Annotated in this window: 5 protein-coding genes and 1 pseudogene; 1 reads left to right on the plus strand and 5 read right to left on the minus strand. The window is 34.7% G+C overall.

The annotated features are described in order from the left end of the window. The 5 genes and pseudogenes from AC1DJR_RS20270 to AC1DJR_RS20290 all read right to left on the minus strand — a co-directional run. A partial coding sequence (locus AC1DJR_RS20270) for a DUF58 domain-containing protein (protein WP_477003357.1) occupies positions 1–990 on the minus strand: 990 nt, incomplete at its 3' end. Positions 991–1,018: 28 nt separating this feature from the next. Beyond that, positions 1,019–1,690 (minus strand): annotated as a pseudogene (locus AC1DJR_RS20275) (AAA family ATPase); the annotation flags it as partial. A 145-nt stretch (positions 1,691–1,835) separates the two neighbouring features. Next, positions 1,836–2,129: a putative quinol monooxygenase gene (locus tag AC1DJR_RS20280; protein ID WP_000583822.1), complete on the minus strand. Its 294-nt coding sequence runs from the start codon at positions 2,127–2,129 to the stop codon at positions 1,836–1,838. Between the two features lie 46 nt (positions 2,130–2,175). Then, positions 2,176–2,814, minus strand: coding sequence for a nitroreductase family protein (locus AC1DJR_RS20285; protein WP_477003358.1), 639 nt, complete (start codon positions 2,812–2,814; stop codon positions 2,176–2,178). Between the two features lie 18 nt (positions 2,815–2,832). Then, a complete protein-coding gene (locus AC1DJR_RS20290; protein ID WP_477003359.1) occupies positions 2,833–3,261 on the minus strand; it encodes a MarR family winged helix-turn-helix transcriptional regulator in 429 nt (142 codons plus the stop codon). 265 nt (positions 3,262–3,526) lie between these two features. Here AC1DJR_RS20290 and AC1DJR_RS20295 point away from each other — a divergent pair. Further along, on the plus strand, positions 3,527–4,729 hold a 1,203-nt coding region (locus tag AC1DJR_RS20295), incomplete at its 3' end, for a GTP-binding protein (protein WP_477003360.1).

Below are 4,729 nucleotides of genomic sequence, written 5' to 3' on the forward strand. Positions count from 1 at the left end.
TGATACAGGCGTATCTTGATCCGATATAGAGGCAAGTACCTTTAATACATTTTGCAAATGTTTCCGATTATGACCGTTCTTTATATGCAACAATCCATTATCTTTCACGCTATTGATCCATACTTCAAATGAACAGTTTTGCATAAGCAGTTGTTTACATATGCCTGCCGTTAATTCAATTAGTTCCTCTGTATCATTTCTCAAAGAAATACCGCTTTTATTTTGCAAGTTGAGATAAATCGCATATTTATCTGATTGTGTTCGTTCGTATTTTTTCGCAGTTATCATCCCTGTTTTTGCCGTTGCACCCCAATGTATAGAACGAAAATCTTCATTTTCATAAGATTTCACTCCCATTACTTTCGTTTCGTCATATAGCGGGGAAGACATCGCTTTTCGAAATCCCCGTGACCATTCTTGTAATTCAGGAACTTGTATTTTCGGAACGGCTGGTAAAACTAAATAGGACGGCGTATCAACTTGTTTATATGTTATATGTTTCGTTATGAATCCAAAGGGATCAGTAATAACAATTTCAACTTCTTCCCATTTCGCGATGCCTCTTTTTAACGCTATTGCTTGTAAATCAAATGAAACAGTCTCTCCGCCTTTTATATTGAAATTCATATAATAATTTGAACCAGTACTATGATTTTTGTTTAGTTCATCATGATTCCAAGTTAGCTTATTTTCACACTTAAATCGAAATACGATATTGAAAATAGGAAATATCGAGTTGTTTGAAATTTTTATTTTGCACGTATTCGTTTCACCTATAAAAACGTTCGAATTTCCTTGATCGTATTCCCAGTTAACGCGAGATACTTTCCGTATGTATACATGCGTAGCACTCATTAAAATTAAATATAAAAATACGAGAGATAAAATTAGTAGATTACTTGAAAATACACATAAAATAACGGCTACAACTGATATACCCCCTATTACGACAGGATCCGCTAATGGTGTATACACAAACTGTTGCTTCATCGTACATTCTCCACTGGCACACTAATCGAATTTCAAGAAGATAATCTTGCACATCACTCCCTACTAACACTTCCCTTGCACGTTTTTGTATATTTATTATTTCTTCACTCGAAATAATAGAATGTAGCGTTTCTAATGGATCATTCGTTTGGAACCGATTCATCATTTCCTTTTCTGCTTCTCTCGTAGGGTAACCTTGGCGTATAGTAAGTAAAAATCGGTCTAATTGGGCGTCTGGTAAAGGAAAAGTGCCCGCTGATTCGAGAGGGTTTTGCGTTGCAATAACTAAAAAAGGTTCTGGTAATGAATGTGTCTGTTTCGCAATTGTAACAGTACGTTCTTCCATAACTTCAAGTAACGAAGATTGCGTTCTCGGTACAGCTCGATTAATTTCATCCACTAATACTATATTTGCAAAAATAGGCCCTAACCTCGTTTTAAATTCCGATTCCTTCACATCAAAATATTCGAGACCAATAACATCTCCAGGCAAAGTATCAGCTGTAAATTGTATTCTTTGAAACTTAGCGTCCACACTTTTAGCCAGACTTTTCGCTAAAGTTGTTTTTCCTGTCCCAGGTACATCTTCTAATAAAATATGTCCTCTTGCTATAAGAGCTATTGCTGCGAGTTCAATCGCTTCATCTTTTCCTATAATGACCTTTGAAATATTATTAGTGATTTTCTTTAATATGTTCATATATTTCACTACCACCTTTAAATGCTTTTAAAATTCAGATTATTCATTTTCCAAATTATAACACATTAAGTTAGAAGTAAATATATTCCTATCAAAATAAAAAAGATGACCTCAGCGTAGGCCAAAGTCATCTGCTATAACCATATTATTTTACTAGTTCACCGCTATAAACCTTTATATCAAGCGGAGCAGTTAAAAACTGTGATGCTTTACTAACGAAAGATGTGAAGTGTTCACTCGTATTATGACTCGCAACTGCTGCTTCATCTTTCCAGACTTCTACCATCGTATAAACACTTTCTTTTTCAGTATCTTTATATAAATCGTAAGATACATTTCCACTTTCTTCTCTTGAACCATGAAGTAGTGGCTGAATTTCTTCTAAAAATGATTGTTGTTTTGCTGGATCTACTTGAAATATTGCGTGAATAATAATCATGGTGTTTCCCCCTCTCATATCTCACTTATTTCTGTTTTTTATAAAATTACTTCCACTCAGCAACTTTTTCAATTGGAAGACGTACTGATGGATAACCACTGTCAGCAGCTTTTCCGATTGAAATTAACATAACTGGTACGTGACGTTCTTTATCTAATCCGAAAGCTTCAGCGATTTGGTCTTTTTCAAATCCACCAATTGGGCAAGTATCGTAACCGTGAGCACGAGCTGCTAACATAAATTGCATAGCTGCAAGACCACCGTCAATTAATACAGTATCTTTCATTACTTCTGGTGTAACCATTGAGAAGTAACCTGAAAGTTTTTTCATTTGATCTTCTTTTACTTCAGCTGGCATTAAACCACGCTCAACTGCTGTACCGTAAATTTCTTCTGCGTTATCAAAGTTGTTTAAGTCACCAAATACAGCGATCATTGCTGAAGATGTTTCTACTTGAGATTGATTAAATTTCGCAAGTGGCGCAAGTGTTGCTTTTGCTTCGTCACTTTCAATAACAAGGAATCTCCATGGTTGCATGTTTACTGAAGATGGTGCAAGTGTTGCTTCTGTAAGAATTTCAGTCATTTCTTCTTTGCTAATTTTTACAGTTGGATCATATTTACGAATTGAACGACGTCCTGTTAAAATTTCGTTAAARTCATTWGTTTTTACTGAGTTAGTCATAGTTGTATTCTCCCTTTTTTAAARTTCTTTTATRTTTTCTTGAATGCGGTCTAACATCGTTAAAAGATTGTCGCGTTCTTCTTCACTTAATCCTTTAAATGCTGAAGTAGCGAAACGCTCTTTTTCCTCTTGATACACTTGAATTTTATTTCGTCCCTCTTCTGTAAGAGAAACTAACGTAATTCTGTTATCATCTGGATTTTTACGTCTTGTAATCATTCCGTTTGCTTCCAGCTGTTTTAAATGCCTCGTAATCGCGGCATTATCAATATTCACTTCTTGCTGAAGTGCTTTTTGACTAATTTCATCTACTTCATATAACTGAAGTATAAGCTCTAATCGAGACTGACTCATACCCGTACACCCTTCAAACTTCGAACTTACTTCTTTATTTAGAAAGTGTAATTTATATAAAATAATCGCTTCTTTTGAGCATGAACTTGTCAAATTACCCCCTCCTTTACATCCAAATCAAAAACGTTTGATGCATCAATAGTTGATATGTCAATTAATATAATCTATATCGATTTAGAATGCAAGCATTTTGTTTTCATTCCTATTTTTCCAAATTAAGGCGCTTTGTAGCGTTACAAAAAATGTAAATTACATTATAATAGTAATAATTTAAATGACTGGAGAGTGATTGTAATGCGGCAATACACAAATAGAAATGAGGAATTAAAAATGGAAAATGAAATGAGGATATTTATATATGACAACAATAAATATAGGGATTGTCGCGCACGTAGACGCTGGCAAGACGAGTTTGACTGAGCGTATTCTTTATGAAACGAATGTGATTAAAGAAGTTGGCCGAGTAGATAGTGGTAATACGCAAACTGACTCAATGGAATTAGAAAGACAACGTGGAATTACGATTAAAGCATCKGTCGTTTCTTTCTTTATTGAYAGTTTAAAAGTAAATGTYATTGATACACCTGGACAYGCTGATTTTATCGCTGAAGTGGAGCGATCATTCCGYGTTTTAGACGGTGCCATTTTAGTTATCTCTGCCGTTGAAGGTGTGCAAGCACAAACAAAGATTTTAATGCGGACATTACAGAAATTAAACATACCTACTATATTATTTGTTAATAAAATAGACCGTAGTGGCGCAAATACTGAAAAAGTTGTGAAACAAATAAAAGAGCTTCTTTCAAATGAAGCATSCCCCTTCTACTTTGTAGAAAACGAAGGTACAAAGGACGCTCGGATTATTGAATATAAATCTTATGACGATTGTATGGAACTATTAGCACCATTTAACGAATCATTGCTTGAGTCATATGTAAATAACGAAATAATACCGGATGCACTATTAAGAAAAGAACTCGAAAAGCAAATACAGCAAGCAAATGTGTTTCCTATCTTTTTTGGTTCAGCAATGACAGGTATAGGAGTAACTGAATTACTTAAAAATATTTCAGCCTTAATTCCAGCTACTAAATCGGCACAAGATGAAACATTATCCGGTGTTGTTTTTAAAATTGAACGTGAATCTTCTGGCGAAAAGATTGCTTACGTAAGACTATTTTCTGGTTGTTTACACGTTAGAAAATATGTTGATATTCAGCGCAGTGAGTCTCTATCACATAAAGAGAAGATTAAAAAAATGTGCATATTTCATAATGGAAATGCAGTTCAAGCCTCTACTGTTCATAGTGGAGAGTTTTGCAAAGTATGGGGACTTACGAATATCAAAATTGGTGATATTATCGGTGAGTGGACGGATTATATAAAAGATATTCACTTTGCCGAACCACAAATGGAAGCTGCAGTTGATGCAGTGCCTAAAGAGCGAATTCATGATTTATACGCTGCACTTATGGAACTATGCGAAGAAGATCCTCTCATTAAGGTTTGGAAAGACAATGTTCATAATGAACTATACATTCGCCTTTTCGGTGAAGTGCAA

The organism is Bacillus sp. 05T31 (genome assembly GCF_056396725.1).

Coding starts and splice junctions, on each gene's coding strand:
- AC1DJR_RS20280 (WP_000583822.1), bottom strand. CDS start 2,129: ATGATTATTATTCACGCAATATTTCAAGTAGATCCAGCAAAACAACAA.